The sequence below is a fragment of the Chitinophaga sp. SVR4-12A genome, from assembly GCF_056754765.1.
Genome location: NZ_JBPGWP010000002.1, coordinates 835462 through 858976, shown reverse-complemented (window position 1 = coordinate 858976; position 23515 = coordinate 835462). Strand labels below are relative to the sequence as shown.

Below are 23515 nucleotides of genomic sequence, written 5' to 3'. Positions count from 1 at the left end.
GGTTCCCCAAAGTCAGCACAGCTGGTGGAGGGGAATCTTTTAACATCCGTGTCCGGAACACATTCAGGAAAACTGTAATCCCTTTGATTTTTGAAAATTAGGTCGCATATTCACCCTGCAAATCTATATGTAGCGACTTACTTTACTCATCATGGCGAAGAGGGGGTTTTTGTTCTTTGTTTTCATGTTCTATTGGCCACAGGTATACGCTCAGTCTAAGCTTTCCACCACAGTAGCTGCTTATACCGTGCCGCAACAGCGCCTGCTGTTAAAGAACATCGGACGTTTTTTTTATGTGGTCCACCAGGGACAGTGGGACCTTGACAGCAGCATACTATATGCCTGTAAATTATACGGATTGAACAGGATGCTTCCCTATGATGAGATCATTAACGAAGGGCAGCTAAGCCATGAAACCGGCCTGCTCCAGGAACATCGTGTTGGAGAGCTGCTCCGTGGCATCACCACCGCTGATAATGAAAAGAAGATACGCAGCTGGCTGGTTCTGGCGGCTTACTACCTGCATAAGCCAGGCGCCCGTTCTAATGACCTGGATAGCGCTTCCCGGTTTACCGGCGAGGCACGCCGCCTTGCCCTCCGTATGGGTGCTGCAAAATGGTTACGCGAATGCGATGCGCTCTGGGGTGAATATTATTACCAGCAAGGCGATGTTCCGCAAAGTGCCCGTTATTTTCAGTCAGTGCTTAACAGGGTGCCTAAATGGGAGTTTAAAAGAAAAGCGATTGCGCATCATCAGCTGGCACTGCACCTTCCGTATAATGATAGCCTGCGCCTGCGTCATCTTGAAATAGCTTTCTCCGCTTTTACCAATCTGAAGCTGGCTGAACATGCCATTGAATGCCTGTCTGACATTGTTACCTATTATTTCTACTTCGATATCACCAAAGCGGAGGCGAAGATGAAAGAGCTTATTGCATTGGAACGAAGCTCGGGGTACAAGCACGTCATGGATAGCTGGTATGTGCTTTCTTTCCTGCGGATTAAGAAGGGCGATTATATGGGGACCGCTGCATGTGCAGACAGCTGCATGGCGGCAATGGCCGAAACAGGGGATTCTTCCATACTCAGCATGACAAGTCTTCGTATCGCAGATATGTACAACGGGTTTGATGAATATGAAAGGGCCTATGAGTGGTATTTAAAGGGATTGGAAAGGAAAGACAGGGAACCGCAATTATACTGGTATACGAACGTCTATTCTATGAAGCGGACGGTCTTTAAACTTGGAAAAATAAAAGAGTTCATTCCCTTCCTGAAACAAATTTTTGAAAAATACCCGCCGGAGGGCAGAGCCGACAGCGCATATCTTATTGAAAGCCTTGCCTATTGCTTTAATGAGACAAATGAAATTGACAGCGCAAAAAAGTACTTTGACTGGTTCCTGGATCTCGTCCGGCAACTTCCGCCGGAGCACATGCATAGCTATACATTTGGCTGTATCCTCGAAGCAAGCTTGTTTTATATGCGCTTAAAGGATTACCGTTATGCAAGATCTTTAGCCACACTATCAGGGGGGCTGGCACGCACAGACCCGGGTACTCATTATCTTCAAACCTACTACCTGACCTTATACAAGCTGGATTCTGCTGAAGGGCATTTCAAGTCCGCATTTGCGAATTATCAAAAATTCCGGCGTTACGTGGATAGCACGCAAAACCGGTTGCAGCGATTCAAAAACCAGGAGTTGAATGTGCTGCATGCCACCGAACGGAAGGACCAGGATATTAAGCTTCTCAGGCAGGAAAGCCTGTTGCACCAGAGCAACCTGAAACAGGCAAGGCAAACCAGGAATATCATATTGGCAGGCGCAGGCTTCCTGGTTATTACCGTGGTGTTACTATATAGTCTCTACCGTTCGAAGCAGAAAGGCGCCCACCTGATAGAGCAGAAAAATGCGCAGCTGGTACAATTGGTGGATGAAAAAGAATGGTTGCTGAAAGAAGTGCATCACAGGGTAAAAAACAGCCTGCAAACAGTAGTGAGCCTGCTGGAGCTGCAATCCGAATACCTGAGCAACGATGCCCTGGAAGCTATACAGGCAAGCCAGCACCGGATCTATGCGACCTCTCTTCTTCATCAGAAGCTTTACCAGTTCGAGCATTCATCTTCTGTTAATATGCAATCCTATCTTCCGGAGCTCATTTGCAATTTAAAAGATGCATATAACATCGGTTATGAGATAGATTTTGATATAAATATCGCATACCTTGAGCTAGACGTTTCCCAGGCCGTACCGGTAGGGCTTATTGTGAACGAAGCGATCACCAACTCCATCAAATATGCTTTCACCAGCAAAACGGTACAACCGCAGATCAGGGTATCGTTCACTGCAGACGATGACACATGGGCCGAGCTGAGGGTGAGCGATAACGGCACAGGATTTAAACAGCCTGCGGAGACGGAAAGCACAGGGCTTGGCTTAAAGCTGATCCGCGGACTAGGAGAAGATATAGACGGGGTGGTGCGCATCGACGCGGCGAACGGCACCTGTATTCACATCCGTTTCAGACGCCGCACTCCCCTGCTATCAGCGATCAGCCAATTTAATCAGGAAAGCGCATGAAAAAGATACTTATTGTCGAGGATGAATTTATAGAGGCGAAGAACCTGGAAAGGATCCTGTTCAGGGCCGGTTATGAAGTTTGTGGCATTGCCCGTTCCGTGGAGATCGCTGAATCTATGATCCGGAGCGTACGGCCCGATTTTGTGCTGGTAGACATCTACCTGAAAGGAAGCCTTACCGGTATTGACCTGGCCGGGATCCTGAATAAGCAGGGCCTTCCCTTTGTTTACCTGTCGGCCAACTCGAACGCCACCACCCTGGAAGCAGCCAAGGCTACCCGCCCCTATGGCTTCCTGGTAAAGCCTTTCCGGGAAAAAGATGTGCTGATGATGCTGCATATTGCGATCTACCAGCATGAGGACCGGCAGCGGGTACTGGCAGGCAATAAGGAACTGGAAGCAAGCCAGGAAAAACTGAAATGCATTACGGCCGCTGATCCGCTCGCAAAGATCGTTGGTCAAAGCCAGGAGCTCACACAGACCTTTAAGTACCTGCACGTGGTGGCTCCGTCGGATACTACGGTGCTGATCCTGGGCGAGAGCGGAACTGGCAAGGAATTAATGGCGCAGGCCATCCATGCCTTATCACCCAGGAAAGATCATCCTTTTATAAAGGTGAATTGTGCAGCCATGCCTGTTTCACTGATCGAGTCTATCTTATTCGGTCATGAAAAAGGCGCATTCACAGGCGCCGTGGCGCGCCAGACCGGGAAGTTTGAACAGGCGCAAAATGGCACCCTGTTCCTGGACGAGATCGGCGAAATACCTCCCGAGGTACAGGTGAAATTACTAAGAGCCCTGCAGGAAAAAGAGATCGAACGGCTTGGCGGGAAAGAGACGATCAGGGTGAATGTACGGATAGTGGCGGCCACCAACCGGAACCTTGAAAAAGAGATTGCAGAGGGGCGCTTCCGGATGGATCTTTATTACCGCCTGAATGTTTTTCCCCTTCAGCTGTCGCCACTACGCCATCGAAAAATTGATATCATCCCCCTGGCAGAACACTTCGTTGAAAAATGCTGCGCGGATGAAGGCAAAACCCCATTTACCATCCCCACCCATCTTGCCGCCAAACTCACCGCTTATCACTGGCCGGGTAATATACGTGAGCTTGAAAATGTCATCAGGAGGCTGGTGTTATTCTATCCTGAGCTGGAGGATCACCCGATCGATGATCTCCTGTTCCCCGGCGGCGCTTCTCCTGCTGAATTTAATGTAGGCGGGGAAGACAAGATCAGAACATGGCAGCAATACGAAAAGTATTATATCCTCCATGTATTGAAAAAATGCAGGGGCAAGATCAGCGGGGAAGGCGGGGCGGCGAAAGAGCTTGACATTCCTGCTTCCACGCTGGAATCAAAAATGAAACGCCTGGGGATAAAAAAGGAAGATTACCTGCCCGGCAAGTAAGCTGCTTTTCCACGTTGCTTTGAGGGCGGACTGCCGAAATGCGATTTATATAAGCGGGAAAAATGCTGAACGCTTTCAAAGCCGAGGGTATAGCAGATCTCTGTCACGGACATATGGGTACCGGTTAACAGCTCCTGCGCTTTCTCCAGTCTTCTTTGCCGGATCCATTCAGTAGGCAATTGGTTGTAGACAGCCTGAAATTCCCTTCTGAAACTGGACAGGCTTCTGCCGGATAACCTCGCCAGGTCTTTAATGGACAGGTTGTTCAGTATATTTTCTTCTACTATAGCGCTAAGGCCTGTATGAAAATCAGTTGCGTTATCAAGCAGATGCTGAAAAATAGCCGCATCATTCTTTGAGAGCCAGTACAGCAGTTCGAGCGCTTTTATCCTGGCCAGGTTTCCCGCGATATAATCCTCTTCCTGTAAATAGGCATTCAACGATGCAATGTAGCCCAGTAATCTCGCACTTAGATCAGCGCTCAGCGCCGGCGCTCCGTCTCCGGGTCTGATAGCAGCCAGGCGGGCAGTTTGTGAGAACTCTTTCAGCCAGTCTCTTTTAAACGTTATCAGTATGCAGGTCCCCACTTCCCCGCTCAGTTCGAACCCGATCATCATATTCTTTCTGAACGAAGCAAACTGCCGCCTGCCGATGGTAAAGACGGTGCTGCCGTAACGAAAGTTAAACGTTCCTTCATTCACAAAGAGGATAACGCTTTCCTTAAAAATGATCCGGCGACGATCAGGCGGATCATTTTTAAAGAAACGTAAACATTGAATACTTCCGGCTTGTAGTTCTGTAGCAGGAGGCTGTTGATGAATGTCCGGGTAAGAGAGCGTTCGCATACAATTTGATTTTCGAAGACCTTTAGCGGTTTTCAAAGGCTGTACCGAACTCCACCTTGTTTTATATCAACGGGTTAATTAGAACTGTTTTTCTTAAAGTGCTGGTATTTCGGGAATGTCTCCGTTTTGTTCCCGATATTAAGGGATTACGTTCTCTGCCTGCTCTCCCGCTACCGCTGCTGCCGGATGCTCTTTCTTTCCCCTGGTCATTGCCTTGTTGGCGAGTATTAAGCCCAGCAACATGCACACTGCCCCGATCAGGAAATGTATGCCCGGGAAATGGAAGGGCGCTTTATCTGAAGTAAAATAAGCAAAAGTGCTGTTCATCACTACCGGACCAAAAATAGTGGTCAGGCTCATCAGGCTGGTGAGCGCGCCTTGCAATTCTCCCTGTTGATTGGACGGTACATACCCGGATATAACAGATTGTAAGGAAGGTCCGCAGATGCCGCCCAGGCAGTATACCACCAGGATTGCAAACATCATCCAGCCCTGGGTGGCGAAGGCAAATAATACCAGGCCGGCGATGTAGAACGAAAGGCCCAGGTAAGTGCTTTTCTCATTACCCAGTTTAGGATTGATCACTCTTGTTAAGCCAGCCTGCACTCCTGCGATCAAAACGCCTACAACTGTCAGGGAGATGCCGACCATGCCTTCGCTCCAGTTAAAGCGGTAAATGGTGAAAAAATTCCAGTTGCTCTGCACGGATTGGGCACCGAGATAGATGAGGAAAAAACAAAGCGCCAGTCCGCCGATCTCAGGGTGCTTTACCAGGAATTTTAATGAGCCGAAGGGATTGGCCCGTTTCCATTCAAAGGCACGCCGGTTGTCTTTAGGCAGGGACTCCGGTAAAAGAAAATATGCGATCAGGCAGTTGAGCAAACATAGTGCTGCAGCTGCATAGAAAGGCGCTCTTATCCCCCAGCCTGCCAGCGCGCCCCCCAGTGCAGGACCGAGTACGAAACCCATACCAAAAGCGGCGCCTATCAGGCCGAAATTCTTTGCTTTGGAAGTTTCATCAGGGCTTACGTCTGCAATGTAGGAAGATGCAGTAGTAAAGCTGGCGCCCGTGATACCGGCGATGATCCTGCCCACGAACAACCATTCGTAGGAAGGCGCCCATGCCAATATAAAATAGTCGATACCGAAGCCCAATAAAGAGATCAGCAGAATCGGACGGCGGCCATATCTGTCGCTCAGGTTGCCGATCACGGGCGAAAACACGAATTGCATAATGGCAAAGGCTGATAATAAGAAGGCGCCGTAGGTGCTGGCCGCGTTTACCGGGATGCCTTTCAGCTGGGCAACGAGGTCTGCCATCACCGGGATGATAAGACCAAATCCCATGGAGTCGATCAATAAAGTAACAAAAATAAGGGCCAGGGCGGTACGTCTGGACGTCTTCATAGCAGTGATATTAATAGTCAACGAATGTATCACAAAGTAAGTGGTGGCGGATGTCGGCTACAATCATCTATCGGTGAAAGGTCCTGATTTTACCTGTGAACGGCAAGCAGGAACCGGTGAAATTTCCATAAAGTTGTCATGAGGCAGAAGGATCAATGATAGATGGGGAAGATAGGCCCTTTTTTTGAGGAAAAGTTAACGCAAAATAAAATTGCGTTACCATGATCAGCACACTTCAACAACAGGTTTCCGGCCAGGTGCTCAGCAGGGAGGATACCGGGTATGATCAGATACGGCGTGGATGGGATCTGACTATTGACCATTACCCGGCCTATATCCTCATTGCACATAATGCGGCGGATATCGCTGCAGGGATCCGGTTTGCCCGTGCATCCGGTTTAGGCGTAGCCGTGCAATCCACCGGGCACGGAATGTTGTATCCTGCGAATGATGGTTTGCTGATCGTTACCTCGCGCATGAAAGCTGTGCACGTGGATACCAAAGCCCGCACTGCAAGGGTTGAAGCAGGCGTTATCTGGCAGGAAGTGCTGGATGCAGTAACACCGCATAGCCTGGCCCCGTTACTGGGCTCCTCGCCCCATGTGGGCGTGGTGGGCTACATGTTGGGCGGCGGTATCGGCTGGCTGACACGCCTCTACGGATTCGGGTCAGACAGCCTGCGGCGCATCGATATCGTGACAGCGGATGGTGAACTGCGGCGCTGCAGTGCAACGGAGAACAGCGATCTGTTCTGGGCATTGCCTGGTGGAGGCGGCAATTTCGGCGTAGTGACGGCAATGGAGTTTGATCTGTACCTGGTACCCATTGTTTACGGCGGTAGCCTGGTGTACCCGAAAGAAAGCGCAGCGGAAGCATTGCGTTTTTACCGGGAATGGATTAAAACAGTACCCGAAGAGCTGACATCTTCGGTCGCGATCATGAAATTTCCTCCCCTGGAACGGATACCGGAGGTATTTCGCGGGAAGACGCTTGTTATGCTTATGGCTGCCTTTGCGGGCGGCGCTATTGAGGGCGAACGATGGTTGCAGCCCTGGCTCAACTGGCAGGCGCCCATTGCCAATACCTTCCGGGAGATGCCTTTTTCGGAAATCTCCTCTATCACCAATGATCCTGTTGATCCGATGGCGCAATACGGTTCAAGCGATATGTTTGACGCGCTCCCCGACGAGGCCATTGACAGGATCGTTCGCTTTGCAAGCGACGATGCTTCACCGCTTACCATGAACGTGATCAGGCATGCAGGCGGCGCCATGGCGCGGACGCCTGTTAATGGCAGCGCTATTGGCAACCGCAATGCGTTGTTCTACCTGATGATGGGAGGCGCTGTACCGGATGCCGCAGCGTTTGCAAATGTAAAAGACTATGTGCAAGATTACAGGGCGGCACTTCAACCTTATGTGAACGGTGGCGTATGGATGAATTTCATGGGCGGAAATGGCGATGGTGCGCAGGAACGTATTAAAGCGGCGTACGAGCCGGGGGCGTATGAACGCTTGCTTGCGTTGAAAGCGAAGTATGACCCGGATAATCTATTCAGGTATAGTTATCAGTTGAAGCGATAAAGCCGTGGATGGATCGTCCACGGCTTGTCTGCAAATTATATCTGTTCCGTCTTCTTCTTCAATACCTCGTTAAAATTTGCCCGTAGCTTTTGCAGCTTCGGCGTAATCACGACCTGGCAATAAGCCTGATCGGGGTTGTCGCGATAGAAATTCTGATGCGCTGCTTCTGCTTTGTAGAAGGCTGTATATGGCGCTAATTCTGTTACAATGCGCTTTTCCTCATAATAAGCCTGCATTTCGTTAATAACTTCCCTGGCGGTTTGCTGTTGCGCTTCATTATGATACAAAATAATGGAGCGGTATTGCGTGCCTACATCAGCACCCTGGCGGTTGAGCGTTGTTGGGTTATGTGTAACAAAAAAGATGCGCAGCAGGTCGGCATAGGAGATCTTCTTCGGATCAAAGCGAACCTGCACCACTTCTGCATGCCCGGTATCACCTGTGGTAACCTGCTTGTAGGTAGGATCTTTTGTTTTACCACCGGCATAACCGGATACTACTTCAGCAACGCCATCCAGCTCATTGAAAAGGGCTTCTGCACACCAGAAGCAGCCGCTGCCTAAGGTAGCCGTTTCAAGCACGTCTGTTTCTTCTTTTTTCAGAGAAAGAGAGTTAATGCAAAAACGCAGTCCGGAAGGTGGCGGTCCATCCGGGAACACGTGCCCCAGGTGGGCGTCACAAACATTGCACAATACTTCTATTCGCTGCATGCCGAAGCTCTTGTCGGACCGGTACTTCAACACATTCGCCTGTGAGGGCTCAGTAAAAGATGGCCAGCCGCTGAGCGAGTTAAATTTCTGGGTGGAATCAAAAAGCTCCGTTCCACAACAAGCGCATGTATATATACCGGCGGAGTAAATTTCGCAATACTCTCCACTGAAGGGCCGTTCTGTACCGTGCTGACGGGTGACCCGGTATTGCTCCGGGCTAAGCAGCTGCTTCCATTCTTCGTCAGTTTTTTCAACACGTCTGGGGAGCGGGATTATTTTGTGCTAATTGCAACACGTCGTTCCAGTTCATAGCTTTCATTTTGTATTAAAATTAAATTTATCGACTATGGCCGACAAACAAAAACCGGTGAGGCGGTCAAAATCGGGGCCCAAGCCGCCAATTCCAGGCGCCCAGCGGACACCATTAACAAAATGGCAGGTAGCATGATCTGGAGGACTTATCAGGCCGCTTTACTGCGGCTCTTATTATTCGCTAAGCTTTTCTGCATCAGTTTCTGGATGAGCAATTGCAACCTTGACTTGTAGTCTTCCTTTAACCAGTCTGTATAATTCCTGGTTACCTTACCCAGGCATTTACCGTATTGCTTCACCCTCCAGCTGATCTCGTTGTCCAGCGCATCGGTGAGCTGCAGCGCTTCTGCTATAGATCCGCTGTTCTCTATGCACATCGCGGCGTGTTGCCGGATGGCGTCGCGGATAACGGTGATGGACTTTCTGCCCTCTGCCAGGGCCCGCTGGTAGGCTTCCTGGATATCAAATGAGAGCTGCAGGGTGTTGGGGAATTTAGCGCGAAGATCCGGGGAGATGACACGCGCCTCCTGGGCCGCATGGCTGCGCATGGTTTCGTAAAACAGCTCGGGCCTGTCAAAGATCAGCTGCCAGTCTAAAGGGTCTTGCCAGGCGCCGAAGCGCTCCGTGTTATTGCCGAGGTCAATGATCGAGAAGGTCTTTTTCTTCGGCAGACTCCTGGATCCTCTTCCGATCATCTGGTGATAAAGGGTCAGCGAGGTAGTGGCACGATTGAGGATCACTGTTTGTATAGATGGTTCATCAAAACCGGTGGTCAGGATAGAAACGGAGGTCAGGATAGCCCCCTTGGTCCGTTTGAACCATTTCAGGATCTCTGCACGTTCTGCAGCAGAATGATGATGATCCAGGTGCTTTATTGCATAACCGGCGTCTTCGAACATTTTACACACGTTCCGTGAGGTGAAGATACCATTGTTGAAGATGAGCGTCTTCTTACCCTTGCTATGCGTTTCATATGTATGCAATAAAAGGTCCAGCATCGCGGGTGATGAATAGAGCTCATCTGAGGTGCTGATGGTAAAATCACCATGGCTGCCTGTCCTCAGTGAATTGAGCTCCACATCATAGCGCCAGCAAACAGGTTTGGCCAGGTAGCCCTGCTTAACGAGACCGGCTATGCTCTCTCCTACCACCAGCTCGTGGTAGGTTTTATTCATGGGCTGTTCGATACTGGAGCTTAAAGGCGTGGCGGTCACTCCTACCACCAGGGCATCTGGAAATCTTTTTAACAGTTTCCGGAAGGAGTTGTGATGCGCTTCGTCAATGATCAGCAGCCCTATATCTTTGGTATCCATCATGCCCTGCCGGAGGCGGTTACGGAGCGTTTCTACCATTCCCACATAACAGGGATAGTGCTCCCTGGCGTTCAGGCGTTTAACCGTGCTGTTGATCACTTTATTTTTTATGCCGAGTTGCTTCAGGGTAGCGGCTGTCTGGCTGCACAGCTCAGTACGGTGCGTGAGCACCATTACCTTTTGGCTAAACGTTGTTATATACCGTTTCGCGATCTCCGAAAAGATCCGGGTTTTGCCGCCGCCTGTAGGCAGCTGGTAAAGGATCCGGTTGCCTTTGGAGGAACGGTTAATTTTGTCAAATAGGATATTCAGATCGCGTTCCTGGTAAGGATACAGTCCGGCAGATCTTCCCGCGTCAATATCGTGTCCCATAAAATATAATGCTGTTGCTACTTTAGAGGAACTTATCAAACTTGGGGCCAGTTGTATTATTTTTATATTAACTTGCTGGCGTCCACGTGAAGATTCGACCATTAATTAGAATATTTGCCGGCCTATATAAAAACAAGCTAGAGGCATGTCTTCCCAGGAGTCCGCAGAAATAGCATTAGTAGCATCATTAAAGGAGGATGATATAACGGCATTTGATGCCATTTACCAAATGTATTTTCCCGGCGTGTATGCCAATATCCTTCACCTGGTGAGGGAGGAAGCTGCTGCGCAGGATCTTGTGCAGGAAGTGTTCATCTCCCTCTGGGAAAAGCGCAAACAGCTGCAGGCGGGACAGCCTGCTGGCAACTGGCTGTTTGTAGTCAGCTATAACCGCTCGCTCAATTACCTGCGCGACAAGCTGCGCCGCAGGCTGAAAGTGGAACCCATTACCAGCGATGTGGCGGAGCCGGAAGCCGACGAATGGCAGCTGACCTCCATCCAGCTCGATATGCTGGAACGGGCCATTGAGCAATTACCGCCCCAGCGAAAGAAAGTGTTCCTGCTGTGTAAAATGCAGGGAAAAACCTACGCAGAAGCGGCCAACGAATTGCAGATATCTCACTACACTGTTAAGGAACATATCACAAAAGCCAGCCGTTTTATACGCGAATACGTTCGCCTGCAGCCCGAGTGGCAGGCCCTGATCATAACCTTCCCCTTGTTTATCAAGGCATTTGAGCAATAAAGCTCCCTTCAAAAAAAATTCCTCTACACAGCCCCCCTTTTTTGCAGCGATGGTGTATTAAGCGCAAATCGACCTTTTGAACCCATCTGAAGCATATTTACGCGAATTGCTGGCCAAGGCCCACTGGACGGACGAAGAATGCCGCTGGCTGCTTGATTACCTGGAGCACACGCCCGGTACCGAGCTAAAGGCCTACATGCTGGAACGGTTCAGGCAACAGGGCGTTGAAGCCCCTGCTCCCGGGCTGTCTGACTCGATCCTGTCACACATTCATGCACGTATACAACCGCCAGCGCCGCCTGCACGGGTGGTGCCAATGTTCCGCCGCTGGCGGAATATTGCTGTCGCCGTAGTAGTGACAGGCATCGCTGCGGCAGCTGCCCTTTTCCTCTTGCGGCAGGGGCCAACGCAAGCCACAAAAGCGCCGCTGGCCGCCGCCACTGCACACGATATTGCGCCCGGCGGCAATAAAGCCCGCCTGGTATTAGGCAATGGGCAATCGGTATTGCTTGACCAGGCTGCAGACGGGCCACTTACCGCTGGCAGCGGAGAGCAGGTAAAAAAGCAGGATGCTGAGCTGGTATACAGCCAGGGCGGCAGCAGCAGCAATACCCTTATTACGCCCAATGGCGGGCAATACCGGGTACAATTGGCAGATGGCACCAAGGTGTGGCTGAACGCCGCCAGCTCGCTCCAGTATCCCGCCAGCTTCAATGGAGCCGATCGTACGGTAACACTCAGCGGCGAAGCCTATTTTGAAGTAGCCACAGATGCCGCACGCCCTTTCTTTGTAAACGTGGGCGGCATGAGGGTACAGGTACTGGGCACGCATTTTAATATCAATGCCTATAGCGAAGAAAAGCTTTTCACTACCACGCTGGTACAAGGGGCAGTACGTGTAGTATCCGGCAAGCACGGGATCACATTAGCTGCAGGAGAGCAAACCACGATGGAGCAACAGAGCGGCCGCCTGCAACGCGCCGCAGGCGATGTGGAAGACGCCATTGCCTGGAAGAACGGCATCTTCACCTTTAAAAATGATGAGCTGTCTGCCGTGATGCGCGACATTAGCCGCTGGTACGATGTGGAGGTGGTATATGAGGGAGGCCTGGATGAAAACATTCATGTATCCGGCGCCATGCGCAGGCAGGAGTACCTGACGCAATCATTGAAAATATTGGAACTGACGGCAGATGTACATTTTGAGATACAGGGCAGAAAAGTAACTGTTAGCAAAAAATAACACGTTCACATAAGCAATACAGCTCACCTGGCAGGCGCCTACCGGGGCGGCCTACCTATGCATAAAAGTTAATTGATAAAAACGGATCAAATATGAAACGATCATTACGAACGCTGCTGCTGTTGGTGCTGGTGGCGGGGCTTCAGCTCTCCGCAAGCGCCATCAGTCAGCATAAAGGACTGGACGTGGAAGTCAGCAACGCCAGCCTGGAAACCGTATTCCGTATTGTACGCAAACAAAGCGATTATCTCTTCATCTTTAAAGACGAGAACCTCGCCAAAACTGCTTCCGGGATCACCCTGCACCTTAAAGACGCCACTATTGAGCAGGTGATGGACCGCTGCCTGGAAGGCTCTCCCCTCACCTACCGGATCGTAGACAAAACCGTTATCCTGGTTAGAAAAGAGGATGCACCTGGCACCTTACAGGAGCAGGTAGTACAGCTGAGCGGCTCCGTGCGGGATGCAGATAACGGCGACCCGCTGCCCGGTGTAACCGTGAGCGTTAAAGGCGCTACTATTGGCACCACTACCAATGGTAACGGGCAGTTTGTGCTGAACAATGTAAAGCTGCCTGCTACGCTGGTGTTCTCTTACATCGGTTTTTCCACGCAGACTATGGAAGCAGGTCAGCGCAGGGAATTTGATATCCGCCTGAAACGCGAGCGCCGTGATATGCAGCAGGTGGTAGTGATTGGATATGGTACCCAGAAGAAAACAGAACTGACCGGAGCTATCGGCACGTTTCGGCCGGATGACCTGAATGCGCGTCCGGTACTGGGCCCTGACCAGCTGCTGCAGGGCCGTGTGGCAGGTGTGAACGTATCCTCCAGCTCCGGCATGCCTGGTGGCGCAGTACGTGTAAGCGTGCGCGGTATCGGCTCCCTCAGCGCCAGCAACGAGCCGCTGTATGTAGTAGATGGAGTGCCCATCATTCCGCATGATGCAGCCATGACCAATTTCGGTAATAAAATGAATCCGCTTTCAGAGCTCAATCCTGCAGACATTGCCTCTGTGGAAGTATTGAAAGATGCGGCTTCCGCAGCCATCTATGGCTCACGCGCCACCAACGGCGTGATCCTGATCACCACCAAAAGCGGCCGTAAAGGCGGCGGCCAACTCAGCGTGAACGCCTACACAGGCGTATCTGAAGTGCCGAACCTTGGCAAGGTGGAAATGGCCGATTCCAAATTATACCTTGAAGTAGTGAACGAAGCAATAGACAACTACAACAAACAATACGGCTATACGCCGGGCAACAGCAAGTTCATTACGGGTATAGATCATCCCTACCCCGGCCTGCCGGATACAGATTGGATGGACCTGGTATTGCGCAAAGCCTGGACACAGAATATAGATCTGTCGGTATCCGGCGGCAGCGACAAAACCACCTACTATATTTCCGGTGGCTTCCTGAACCAGAAAGGAACGGTGATCTATAACGACCTGCAAAAATATACCGGCCGCATTAACCTCAGCAGCGAGCCTTTAGATTGGCTGCGTGTTGGCGTAAACGTTGGCTTCAGCTATTCAGATAACAACCGCGTGCCGGGTTCCAATCTCGGTTCTACAGTAATGGGCAGGAGCCTTCCGCAACGTCCGTTTGACAGGCCTTACAAGCCCAATGGAGACTATTACGTAGGCGGCACTGCAGACCTGGTGTATCATAATCCTATCCAGATCCTGAAGGAGGAAGTAGCTACCCTGAAAAACTACCGCCTGCTGGGCAATGCGTTTGCAGAGCTGAGGCTTACCAAAGACCTGCGCTTCAAAACGTCCTTTGGTTCAGATATTGGTTATACGCATGACTACATCTACTATAATCAAAAGCATCCCTATGGCACAGGCAACGGCCGCATTGTAGATGAACGCAGGCTGCTCACCAACCTGCTGCTGGAGAATACGCTGAATTACGCCCATACTTTCGGCGATTTGAAGCTGGACCTGCTGGGCGGCCACTCCTTTCAGCGCATGACGGTGTCTGATAATGGTATTGATGGTAACGGGTTCCCGGCGCCTTCTTTTGATGTACTGGCTGCTGCTTCCGTTATCAATAACGCTTCTACCAATTTGTATGGCAATGCCATGGAATCTTATTTCGGCAGGGCCAATCTTGCCTGGAAAAATAAATACCTGCTGGGCATGTCTATCCGTACAGATGGCTCTTCCCGCTTTTCACCGGATAGGCGCTATGGTTACTTCCCATCCGTGTCTGCAGGCTGGCAGGTGTCCCGCGAGTCCTTCTGGAATATGCCTGCTACAGATCTGAAGCTGCGCGCCAGCTATGGCTCTACCGGCAACCAGGAAGGCGTGAGCAATTATGGTTACCAGTCGCTTACCGGTGGCGGTTATAACTACGACGGTAAGAGCGGTATCGCCATCACGGGTTTTGGCAACAACCGCCTCACCTGGGAAAAAGCCAACCAGCTGGATGGAGGATTGGAACTGGGGCTGCTCAGTGGCTCGGTGAATCTTACGGTAGATTATTTCCGTAAGCATACTACGAACCTGCTGTACAATATGCCGATACAAGGCACTTCCGGCTTCACCAGCATTACCAGTAACATCGGCTCTATGCTGAACTATGGTTTGGAAACCTCTGTGAGCACTGATCTTAATTTCGGCGGATTGAACTGGAAGTCTGACTTCAATATCTCCTTTGTTAAAAACCGTATCACCTCCCTGATCGGTAATAACGATGTGCTGTCTATCGGCTCCAACCGCGCTTTACAGGTAGGACAGGATATTGGCAGTATCTGGGTCTATAAGATGACAGGGATCTTCCAGGACGATAAGGACGTGCCGAAGCCGCTGCAGGCCATCGGCGTACGGGCAGGCGATGTTCAGTACGAGGATGTGAATGGCGACGGCAACATCGACGTCAACGACCGTCAGATAGTAGGCAGCTCCAATCCTGCTTTCTACGGCGGCTGGAACAACACATTCCGCTACAGGAATTTCGATCTCTCCATCTTCCTGAATTATATGTACGGGCAGGATGTGTATGCTACTTCCCGCATTACCATAGAACGCCTGGGACAGAATGCGGTGAACTTTGTAAAGAAAGTGGCAGAGAACAGATGGACAGGCCCCGGTACCAGCAACACTGTGCCCCGTGCTATTTACAATAATGCCTACAACCTGTACAATTCCAGCCGCTGGATGGAAGACGGCTCTTTTCTGCGGGTGCGCACGGTATCCCTGGGATATGAGCTTCCCTCCTCCTGGCTGTCAAGAGCGAAGATCAAACGTCTCAGGGTGTACCTGCAGGCGGATAACCTGTGGCTGATCACCAATTATTCCGGGCTGGATCCGGAGGTAAGCTCAGACACGGATCCCCGTTTTATAGGAGAAGACAACCTGGTGCTCCCGCAGCCCCGTTCCTTTAACGCAGGCCTTAACCTGAATTTCTAAACCGATGCAACATATTGTTATGAAACGGATCGTATTACCGGTACTGTTAGCCAGCTTCTGTGCACTTGCTTCCTGCAGTAAAATGCTGGATGTAGACTCACACTCTGCCGTGGCTACCAATACCCTGACGGAGGCCGACGTAGAATCCTTCCTGGTGGGGATCTATAATCGTGTGCAGAATGCGCCCGGTGCAGAGTCTTATATTTCTTTTGACCTGACAGGCGGTAATCTCATTAACGCAGGCGCTACCAGTGACGGTGGATTGAACACTTTCATCACCAACATACTGCGGCCCGAGAACGGCCTGATGTCTGCTGCCTGGAACGGTTATTATTCCGCTCTTTACCAGGTGAACAACCTCCTGCAATCCGCAGAAGGCCTGCCGGACACGCAACGTAACAGGGAGATCTCCGGCACTGCTCATTTCTTCCGCGCTTATCTCTACTACAACCTCGTGACCCGCTGGGGCGGCGTACCGGTGCTGGAAAAGAACAACACCGAAAAAGTGAAACGGAACACAGAACAGGAAGTATGGGCCTTTATTGAACAGGAATTACAATTGGCCATTGACAAGGCTCCCGCCTATGCGGCAGGACAATATTACCTGGTATCTTCTGTAGCCGCCAAAGCGCTGATGGCCCGCGTAAAGCTGGCACAGCACAAAAAAGCGGAAGCGGCTGCGCTCGCGGAGGAAGTGATCGGCAGCGGCTTATTCCAGCTGGACGATTTTGAGAAGATCTTCCGGGCAACCGCCAATACAGAAGAGATCTTTTCTTTCAAGAACCTCACCATTGAGTCTTCCGTGCGTGTCAGCACCCTGTTCTACACATACGCCCACCCGGTAAAGGGCAGTTATGTATACCGCCCCACACAGGAAGTAATGGAGCTGTTCTCTGAAACGGATAAACGCAAGGCCATTTCCATAGATACTTATGAAGGCCTGCGTGTGATCAATAAATATCCCAGCGGGCAGTCGGGCACTGACCCGCTGGTAGTGATCCGCCTGGCTGAAATGTACCTGGTGAGCGCAGAGGCACAGGGCCTGGCAGGCTTACATCGTCTCAATGAGCTGCGGGCCAAAAGAGGACTGGCGGCCGTCAATCCTGCCGGCGAAGCCGCCTACCTGGATGCCGTATTGCTGGAAAGAAGAAAAGAGTTCCTGGGAGAAGGCTATCGCTGGTACGACCTGGTACGCACGGGTAAAACCGCGGAACTGGGCCTTGCGGCAAGGGAAGTGAAGTATCCTATTCCGATGAATGAACTGGCGCTGAACAATCTTCTTGAACAAAACGATGACTATTAAACCATGAAAAAGAACATGAAACTGATTCCCGCACTGGCATTGTTGTTCCTGGCAGCGAGCAGCTGCGAAAAGGATTCACAGGCACAGGTGTCTCCTGTAACGATAAAAAGCCCGCTCACACAAAGGATCGCTGACAGTACCGACCTGGTGGCGCAGGTGTTTTCTGATACCATTTTCCAGGTGAGTGAAGGCATCCGGGAAACAGATGTACACTATCTCAGCCGGGCCGGCTATTCCATGCATATCTTCATCCTGGAAATAGACCTCCATCATCCGCAGCTGAAAGTGGAAGCGGCAATGCCTTATAACGTTGACGGTTATGCTATGCAAACCGTGCCTGACATGGCGCGATACCTGGAGCCTGCCGAAGGCCGCGTATTGGCAGGCATCAATGCAGACTTCTTCAACACTTCTACGGGTGAGCCGCGCGGGATACTGATCCGCAACGGCAAAATACTTAAAACCACCTGGGCAAACGCCCGCAGCGCCACTTTTATGGGAGTACGGAAGAACGGTGAGGTCTTTATCGGTGACCGTAAAGACTTTGCCACTATGAAAGATGATTTTGAGGACGCCCTGGGCGGTGGCCCCATGCTGGTAAAAGACAATGTGCTACTCACCCAAACGGATCTTAGCATTGAGCCCCGTACAGGTGTGGGACTCAACAAAGACGGCAAATTGTATTTCATCGTAGTGGACGGCCGCAGCTTTTATTACTCCAACGGCATCACTATTACAGACCTGGGACGCATGCTGAAAGCCTGCGGCGCCAGTATCGCCATTAACGTGGACGGAGGCGGCTCTTCCACCTTCATGATCAAGCATCCGCAGGCGGAAGTATGGCAGGTGCGCAACCGGCCATCTGATGGCAGCAACAGGGCTGTAGGCAATGCCTGGATGATCCTTTCCAAACCTTAAATCCCTATATTAGCTGACCAGAATGTAAAAAAATGAAAGTCTTGTTATTTCTAAGTGCAGCACTGTCCTTTGTGAAACCTGTTCTTTCACAGGACAGCCTGCGCTACGTAGACGCCGCTACGCTCATGATGAGGGGCAAAGCCAAAATCACGCAGCTACCCTACCGGCGCATTGACAGTAGTGAGACCCATGAAATGCCTGCGGTGGTGCAGGGCCTTGCCAAACGCAGCGCCGGCATTGCGATCCTGTTTGAAACCAATTCGGATGTGATCCGCGCCCGGTGGAAGTTATCGGAAGAAGTGTACATGCCCAATATGACACCTATTGGCCACAGCGGCCTGGACCTCTATTGTTTACAAAATGGCAAATGGCAATTTGTGAGTGTTGCGAGGCCCGCAAAAGGTACTGAGCAGAACCAGGTGATCATACAACATATGGACAGCAGCATGAAGCAGTTTATGCTTTACCTGCCGCTGTATAATAGTGTGGATGAATTGCAGATCGGAGTAGCGGAGCGTGCGCTCCTCCGGCCGCCATCGCAGACCACTATCAGCAAGGATAAACGTATCGTTATATATGGTTCAAGTGTGGTGCAGGGCGCATCGGCCAGCAGGCCTGGCATGGCTTACCCGGCGCAGCTGCAGCGCAAAACAGGCTATAATGTGATCAACCTGGGTTTCAGCGGTAATGCAAAAATGGAAGCCGCGGTGGCCACTTACCTGGCTACTGTACCGGCGGATTGCTATGTATTGGACTGCATTCCCAATCCCTCACCGGATCAGATCAGGGAAAGATCTTATCCCTTTATAAAATACCTGCGGGAACATCAGCCGGCGGTTCCTATCATCCTGGTAGAAACGATCTTCCGGGAGAATGGATATTGGGATCAGGAGCTTGGACAAAGGGTGGCCGCACAGAACCGCGAGATCCGGAAAACGTATGAAAGGCTGTTGAAAGAAGGGTACAAAAATATTTACTACATCCGGTCTGAAGCATTGATCGGTAATGATCATGAAGCGACCGTTGACGGTATTCACCTCAGCGACCTGGGTTTTGACCGTATTGCCACTACGCTGATGCCGGTGATCAGACAGGCTTTAAAAAGCAGCCGTCACACTAAAAGGGTGACGGCTGCTTTGCTTTACATCAGCTCTATCTATAACTTAATGACCGTCTCCGAGTACATTGCTCCGTCGAGGAGGAGCCTGCAGATATAGCTTCCGCTGGGAAAATTACTTCCATCTACTGTTTCATTATACACGCCTGCCTGCATTGCTGCATCTTTCAGGTTGGCGATCTGTTTGCCTTGCATATCATACAGCTGCAAACTTACGCGCCCGGTTTTACGAACCGTATACCGTAACTGCAGCTGTTGTGTGAAGGGATTAGGAAAAGCTTTCAGCACCGTTTGCTGTTCGTTCGTTTTGTTATCCAGGGAAGGAACCGTAGCAGCAAATGTTTGCGGGTTATCTATCCGGGCCGTTGCCGGAGATCCCAGCTCAGAACAATTGTTCCCCAGTAGCTTGATCAGCCAGGCATCCTTGACGCCTTTATTCGGCTCTGTGACATCTCCATCCCCGCCTGCAGAATAGGTCAGGCCGCCGGCATACAGGCCTCCATCCGCTGCAGGCACCAAAGTATACAACTCATCCCACTGGCTGCCGCCGAGGGTCTTGTCCCACATTCTTTTCCCCTGTGTGTCTACTTTCAATACCAGGAAATCACGCTCTCCGCTACCTGCGTCTGTAATATCTCCACTGCCACCGCGTGAATCTGTAACACCGCCCAGCAGAAAACCATCATTAACAGCCAGCATGGTATGCAAATTCTCGTTCGAGAAAGCACCAAGCGTATTATCCCATAATTTGTTACCGCTGGCATCCGTTCTCACCAGCCACAAATCCGGGCCCTGCGATCCTTTGGTAACATCTCCGCCAGCCGGGCCGTTCACCGTGCCTCCCAGCAGGAAGCCTCCATCGCTGGTGCGCAATATACATTGCATCTTTTCTGATCCGCTGCCACCGTAGGTTTTATCCCATACCCTGTCTCCATTGGCCGTTATTCTCCTGAGCCAGAAATCATCCGACCCGTTGTTGCCGTCACCAATAGTGCCGTCATTGGACCCACTGGAGCCGCCAAGGAAAAATCCTCCATCGCCTGCGGGCAGCATACAGGTCAGGTAATCAAAGCCCTCGCCACCTATCATTTTTTGCCATAGCTGGTGCCCGTTTGCATCAATTTTCATAATCCAGGCATCTGCATCGTAAGGAGAAGTCAATCTTTTATTAGCATAGCCCCCGAGCAGGAATCCGCCATCGCTGGCCCGTACTACGCAGGTCACCTTAATATTGTTATAATCTAAAGTGGTGTTATTATTAATGTAATGGGCGCTATCCCACAGCTTATTACCGTTGGAGTCGATCTTCGCTACCCATGCCTGGTAGCTATAGTCGCCCTTGATATGTAACATGCCCGCCAGCAGAAATGTGCTGCTATCGATGGGTATCATGGTGGCGAGCTCCGATTCATAATTAAAGGTTCCGTATGGATTGTTGGTGAAAGTCCTGTTCCATAATATGCCGCCCAGTGCGCCCACCTTTGTTACCCAGGCCCTTCCACCGCCCTGCGGATTGGTGACTGTGCCATCCTGGGACTCGGTAGTACCTGCCAGAAAGTAGCGGCCCTTGCTGATGGGCAGCATTACCTTTATTTCATCTGCTTTAGTACCGCCATATCTTTTGTTCCATTGCTGCCTGATGCCTGGCTGCACGTTTATTGTTACGGGAGTACGTTGCGTAAGGCAGGCGCCTTTAGCTGTTGCGATATAATAAGTAACCGTATCCGTGAGCACAGGCGTGGTGTATTGCGGGCCTGTCTGGAAAGGGCATCCGCCGCTCGGCTCCGTATACCATTGCAGACTGGTACCAGGTGCACTGCCGGGTTGTATCACGGTAGCAGAACCCGAGCAGATCGTCACGGTGCTGCTGGGTAATACAGGAGCTGCGTTCCCGCGATTGGCGTAATGAATATTCACCCTCAGTAAAGGTGTGGACTGGCTGTTGGCCAGGCGCACCTCTACCCGGTCGAAGGTTTTGGAGGGCGCCCATTTTAACAGCACCTGTTCCGCAGTGAGAAAGTCTATGCGGAATGCCGGTGTGGCCACTGCCGCCCTGTCATTGTTATAGGTAGTGCCGTTGTAGGTGGCCAGCTGGATGTTCTTCAGCACATTCACGTCCGTAATAGCGCCCGGAAAAGAAAGGTACAGGTATATACTGTCCCCTGTACTGCTGGCGCCGCTGAAATGCAAGGTTTGCTGAATATAAGCGCCAGAACCAAGGGGCTGCAGGACAAGCGAGGAAGCGGAGATCATATTATCATCTACCGCATAAGCAGGATTGCTGACATCGCAGCCGGTGCAGGCGCTGCTGCCTGTATGGGTCTCAACACGCGCCGCATCACAGGGAAGGGTTTGTGATCTTGCGGGAGTCACTGAACAAATACACAATAATAAAAAGCTAAGCCAGGCCGCTGCCGGGGTGAGATGAGTGGAAGTAAAGATAGGTTGCATATAGATTTTATTGGGAAATAGGATAAATATAAGTGGAAGCGTACAAGATGACCGTTCCTTATAATAGTAGTTTTACGTAGATCTTTTCGTGTTATCTCCCTGGTATAAGGTGATAATTTAACAGCTGCGATGGTACTTAATAAGTACTTGTACGACTTCTTTCTACCTGTACTCCTGTACTTACTACAACCATATCATATGTATTCCCTCACAATCAATCCTATATATGAAAAAACAGTTACTAAAAGCCCTGTTATTCCTGGCGCTGTGCCCATTAAGCGCCAAATCGCAAACGCCACCTGCTACCTGGCAGGAACATTGGTTTGAGCATAACCAATTGCTGACCAAAGTCTATGAAGACAATGACCTGGCGCTTTATTTTGACAGTGATGTCAATACGACCGTTACCTGGCCGCGGCAGTATTTATCGTCGGTATGGCGTTATACGAAGAAAGTGTATGGCAGCTTTGGCACCGATCCGCACATGTATGCCATTTTACACACCAATAAGTACAGCGGCGGGCATCCGTCTACTTATTTTGACGCCAGCCATGACCTGCGTAATGTGATAGATGCAGGTGCGGGCCCCTGGACCGGCGCTACACAAGGTGATTACAATCTCCTTACACACGAGGTAGGCCATCTTGTGGAGCTCGCCAGTAAGAATATGCATGGCTCTCCTGCATTCGGGATCTGGGGTGACAGTAAATGGTGCGAGATCTATATTTACGATGTTTATAAAGGCCTGGGACTGGAAAGCCGTGCTACGAATGCCTATAACGAGTTTATGGGCAAAACGGATAATTTTCCGCGGGCCAATACCGCCTGGTTTAAGAACTGGTTCTACCCCATCTACAGCCAGTATGGCGGAGCGGCAGTATTGAACCGGTATTTCGTACAGCAGGCTTTATATTTCAGAAGATCCGGCACAGATTATCCCGGTATGAACATGGGAGAGTTTGTGCATTTCTGGAGCGGTGCAGCAGGTGTGAACCTTAAAGCGCAGGCTACTATCGCCTTTGGATGGACCAGCGAATATGAAGCACAGTTTGTGAAGGCGCAGCAGGATTTTCCGTTCACTTATACTACGCCTGGTGTAACGGCAGCCAGCCTTTTCCAGGATATTAATTATGGCGGATATGGGGTAACGTTACCTGCAGGAAGTTATACGCTGACACAGCTAAAGGCCTATGGCGCGCGGAATGACGATATCACAGCGATTAGAGTAACGCCCGGGTTTACAGTGACGCTTTACCAGGATGATAATTTTTCTGGTAACAGCATTACGCTGACTGCAGATAATCCACTCTTAAATGCATCCTGGAATGACAGAACATCTTCTGTTGTGATCAGCGCCCTGGCCCCTGCAGCTGCTACAATGACTAAAGCGCCCGCGGATGGATTACGGGCTTATCCGAACCCCGTGGTCGCAGGTGGTACAATGATGGTGAAGATAGATGGTTACAAGGCCAATAGTTCCTTTTGGATCTCACTGGTGGATATGAACAAGCGGGTAGTGCTTCATCAGCGTGCAGACGCTGCAGTAGAAAGCCTGTCTACTGCCAAGCTCGTCCCCGGTACGTATATACTAGTGATCACTAACGGGAACGAACAGCTCCGGAAAAAAATAATCATACAATAAACTAAAACGTAGGGGCGGCTATATCTCATACCAGATACGGCCGCCCTTTCTCTTTTGATTTGTCCTTTCTTCCCTCTTTATTGTCAGTTTGACCCCATTAAGAAAATTTTAACATAATAATGCAGTACTAATAGCTTATCTTGTTGAT

Annotated in this window: 15 protein-coding genes; 10 read left to right on the top strand and 5 right to left on the bottom strand. The window is 50.7% G+C overall.

Features of this window, described 5'->3' with window-relative positions:
• The first annotated feature begins 151 nt into the window (after positions 1–151).
• Both ACR9Y8_RS29830 and ACR9Y8_RS29825 read left to right on the top strand, forming a co-directional pair.
• Entirely contained in the window at positions 152–2584 is a 2433-nt protein-coding gene (locus tag ACR9Y8_RS29830; RefSeq protein WP_481216957.1) for a histidine kinase dimerization/phosphoacceptor domain -containing protein, read from the top strand.
• Positions 2581–3993, top strand: a complete 1413-nt coding sequence (locus ACR9Y8_RS29825; protein ID WP_481216956.1) for a sigma-54-dependent transcriptional regulator — start codon at positions 2581–2583, stop codon at positions 3991–3993. The genes ACR9Y8_RS29830 and ACR9Y8_RS29825 overlap by 4 nt, the downstream gene beginning before the upstream one ends.
• On the opposite strand, the gene ACR9Y8_RS29820 is transcribed toward ACR9Y8_RS29825, so the two are convergent.
• Together ACR9Y8_RS29820 and ACR9Y8_RS29815 are read right to left on the bottom strand one after the other, a co-directional pair.
• Positions 3975–4838 (bottom strand): AraC family transcriptional regulator, encoded by an 864-nt coding sequence (locus ACR9Y8_RS29820; RefSeq protein WP_481216955.1) that lies wholly within the window; start codon positions 4836–4838, stop codon positions 3975–3977. The genes ACR9Y8_RS29825 and ACR9Y8_RS29820 overlap by 19 nt on opposite strands.
• 138 nt (positions 4839–4976) lie before the next feature.
• Entirely contained in the window at positions 4977–6245 is a 1269-nt protein-coding gene (locus tag ACR9Y8_RS29815; RefSeq protein ID WP_481216954.1) for a TCR/Tet family MFS transporter, read from the bottom strand.
• Between the two features lie 221 nt (positions 6246–6466).
• Here ACR9Y8_RS29815 and ACR9Y8_RS29810 point away from each other — a divergent pair, with 221 nt between their 5' ends.
• Complete coding sequence (locus tag ACR9Y8_RS29810) at positions 6467–7828, top strand: FAD-binding oxidoreductase (protein WP_481216953.1); 1362 nt, start codon at positions 6467–6469, stop codon at positions 7826–7828.
• 35 nt (positions 7829–7863) lie between these two features.
• Here the strand turns inward: ACR9Y8_RS29810 and ACR9Y8_RS29805 are convergent, their stop codons facing one another.
• Together ACR9Y8_RS29805 and ACR9Y8_RS29800 are read right to left on the bottom strand one after the other, a co-directional pair.
• Positions 7864–8811 (bottom strand): bifunctional methionine sulfoxide reductase B/A protein, encoded by a 948-nt coding sequence (locus ACR9Y8_RS29805; RefSeq protein ID WP_481217227.1) that lies wholly within the window; start codon positions 8809–8811, stop codon positions 7864–7866.
• Positions 8812–8999: 188 nt separating this feature from the next.
• Positions 9000–10535 (bottom strand): DEAD/DEAH box helicase, encoded by a 1536-nt coding sequence (locus ACR9Y8_RS29800; RefSeq protein ID WP_481216952.1) that lies wholly within the window; start codon positions 10533–10535, stop codon positions 9000–9002.
• A 145-nt stretch (positions 10536–10680) separates the two neighbouring features.
• Between ACR9Y8_RS29800 and ACR9Y8_RS29795 the strand changes: the two genes are divergently transcribed.
• The 6 genes from ACR9Y8_RS29795 (at position 10681) to ACR9Y8_RS29770 (ending at position 19374) form a co-directional block, all read left to right on the top strand.
• Positions 10681–11280, top strand: a complete 600-nt coding sequence (locus tag ACR9Y8_RS29795; protein ID WP_481216951.1) for an RNA polymerase sigma-70 factor — start codon at positions 10681–10683, stop codon at positions 11278–11280.
• Between the two features lie 76 nt (positions 11281–11356).
• The gene (locus ACR9Y8_RS29790; protein ID WP_481216950.1) at positions 11357–12523 is read left to right on the top strand and encodes a FecR family protein; all 1167 of its coding nucleotides are present in this window, start codon (positions 11357–11359) and stop codon (positions 12521–12523) included.
• Between the two features lie 92 nt (positions 12524–12615).
• The gene (locus tag ACR9Y8_RS29785) at positions 12616–15936 is read left to right on the top strand and encodes a TonB-dependent receptor (RefSeq protein WP_481216949.1); all 3321 of its coding nucleotides are present in this window, start codon (positions 12616–12618) and stop codon (positions 15934–15936) included.
• Between the two features lie 19 nt (positions 15937–15955).
• Positions 15956–17239, top strand: a complete 1284-nt coding sequence (locus tag ACR9Y8_RS29780; protein ID WP_481216948.1) for a RagB/SusD family nutrient uptake outer membrane protein — start codon at positions 15956–15958, stop codon at positions 17237–17239.
• Positions 17240–17254: 15 nt separating this feature from the next.
• Positions 17255–18157 carry a phosphodiester glycosidase family protein gene (locus ACR9Y8_RS29775; RefSeq protein WP_481216947.1) on the top strand — a complete coding sequence of 301 codons (903 nt, stop codon included), beginning with the start codon at positions 17255–17257 and terminating at the stop codon, positions 18155–18157.
• 32 nt (positions 18158–18189) lie between these two features.
• Positions 18190–19374 (top strand): SGNH/GDSL hydrolase family protein, encoded by a 1185-nt coding sequence (locus ACR9Y8_RS29770; protein ID WP_481216946.1) that lies wholly within the window; start codon positions 18190–18192, stop codon positions 19372–19374.
• Here ACR9Y8_RS29770 and ACR9Y8_RS29765 read toward each other — a convergent pair.
• The gene (locus ACR9Y8_RS29765) at positions 19314–21725 is read right to left on the bottom strand and encodes an Ig-like domain-containing protein (RefSeq protein WP_481216945.1); all 2412 of its coding nucleotides are present in this window, start codon (positions 21723–21725) and stop codon (positions 19314–19316) included. The genes ACR9Y8_RS29770 and ACR9Y8_RS29765 overlap by 61 nt on opposite strands.
• Positions 21726–21951: 226 nt before the next feature.
• Here ACR9Y8_RS29765 and ACR9Y8_RS29760 point away from each other — a divergent pair, with 226 nt between their 5' ends.
• Positions 21952–23367, top strand: a complete 1416-nt coding sequence (locus tag ACR9Y8_RS29760; protein ID WP_481216944.1) for a T9SS type A sorting domain-containing protein — start codon at positions 21952–21954, stop codon at positions 23365–23367.
• Positions 23368–23515: the final 148 nt, after the last annotated feature.